General features: G+C 76.0%; 1 protein-coding gene and 1 pseudogene. Both read left to right on the top strand.

Translation table 11 applies throughout. The annotated features are described in order from the left end of the window. Window positions 1–743, top strand: a pseudogene (locus AOK18_RS27170) (DegT/DnrJ/EryC1/StrS family aminotransferase); the annotation flags it as partial. Beyond that, window positions 736–1,719 (top strand): lipopolysaccharide biosynthesis protein (locus tag AOK18_RS27165; RefSeq protein WP_420865648.1); only part of this gene is annotated, 984 nt, incomplete at its 3' end. The pseudogene AOK18_RS27170 and the gene AOK18_RS27165, both read left to right, overlap by 8 nt.

Genomic DNA, 1,719 nt, shown 5'->3' with positions numbered 1-1,719 from the left:
CGCGGCGCACGGCGTCCGAACTCGCCTACGCGGTACGGCCGTACGCCGAGGCCGCCGTGCGGCGCCTGGGGCTGCGCCGGGCCGCCCGGGCCACAATGGGGCTGCTGGGACTGACGGAGCGCGAGGGGATCCGGATGCCGCTGCGTCCGGACGCGCTGGCCGCCGCCGCGCGCTCCGCGCCGGACCTGGACGCGCACGACCCCTGGGTGCGGGTCGACCTGCACGACTACCGGCTGGAGCCCGGTCCCGTCCGGCTGCGCCGCGTCCACCGCGGTCTCGAGCGGCTGGACGACGTCCTGCGGGCCTCGCGGGAGGGCACGGAGCTGCTGCTGTCGACGCCGTGGGCCCGGCCGCCGGCGGACGGCACGGTGCGGCCGCTGTTCCGGGTGCCCCTGCTGGTGGCGGACCGGGACGCGGCGATCGCGGCACTGGACCGGCGCGGCATCGTGGTCGGCTACCTCTACGACCCGCCCCTGGACGACTACGCGGGAGCGGCGTTCACGGACCCGTCGCCCGCCCCCGGCAACGCCCGCTGGTTCGCGCGGCACGCGCTGCCGGTGGACCCGCTGCGGGCACACGAGGCGGTGGAGGTGCTGGAGCGGTCCGGGGCGCAGCCGGCCGGGCCGCCGGAGGAGCCGGAGCCGTCGGGACCGCCGGAGTCACCGGGACCGGCGCGGCCGCCGGAGGCGCCGGAGGGGGCCGCGGCGCGAGGGCGGAGAGGACCGGGGCCGCCTCGTGGCTGAGATCCGGGTGCACGAGCCCGCTCCGGTGCGCACGGACGGCGGCGGGCCCGGACCCACCGACGGGGAGACCGGCTCCGACGGCTCCGGCTCGCTGTTCAGGAACGCCTACTTCCTGATGCTCAGCACCGGTGTGTCCGCCGTCCTCGGGCTGGGCTTCTGGCTCGTGGCCGCGCGCTACTACTCCGAGGACGCGGTCGGCCAGGGCTCCGCCGCCATCGCCGCGATGCGGCTGCTCGCCGGCATCACCGCGACCACGATGATCGGCGCCGTGGTCCGCTTCGTGCCGCGCGCCGGACGGGCGACCGGGCGCCTGGTGTGGGGCGTGTACGGGGCGAGTTCACTGGTCGTCGCCCTGGCCGCGGGCGTCTTCCTGCTCACGCTCGACCTGTGGGGCGCGTCGTACGAACCCCTCGGCACCCCGCTCGCGGGCGCGCTGTTCGTCGCGGCGTGCGTGGCGTGGGCACTGCTCACCCTGCAGGACGGGGTGCTCACGGGCCTGCGCAGGACCGCGTGGGTACCCGTCGGGAACGCCGTCTTCTCCCTCGGGAAGCTGGTCCTGCTGGCCGTCCTCGCAAGTGTGCTGCCCGTGCTGGGCATCTTCGTGTCCTGGGCCGTCGCGATCGCGTTCTCCACGCTGCCGCTCGGCTGGCTGATCTTCCGCCGGCTCATCCCGCGCCAGGCCGCCGCCGACCGCGAGCGGGAACCGCCCGGGATCCGCGCCATGGGCCGTTTCCTCGCCGGTGACTCCCTCGGCGCGCTGTTCAGCCTGGCGATGATCAACCTCCTGCCGGTGATGGTCGCGGTCCGCTTCAGCGCCGCCGAGAACGGCTACTTCTACGTGGCGTACACCGTCGGCGGCACCATGGAGTTCATGGCCATGAACATGGCCGCCTCGCTCACCGCCCACGCCTCGCACGACCCGCGCCGGCTCGCGGACGGCGTCCGGGGGGCGCTGCGCCGGATGGCGCTGCTGCTG

This window comes from Streptomyces prasinopilosus, from assembly GCF_001419695.1.
Lineage (GTDB): Bacteria > Actinomycetota > Actinomycetes > Streptomycetales > Streptomycetaceae > Streptomyces > Streptomyces prasinopilosus.
This window is presented reverse-complemented; position numbering and strand designations above follow the sequence as displayed.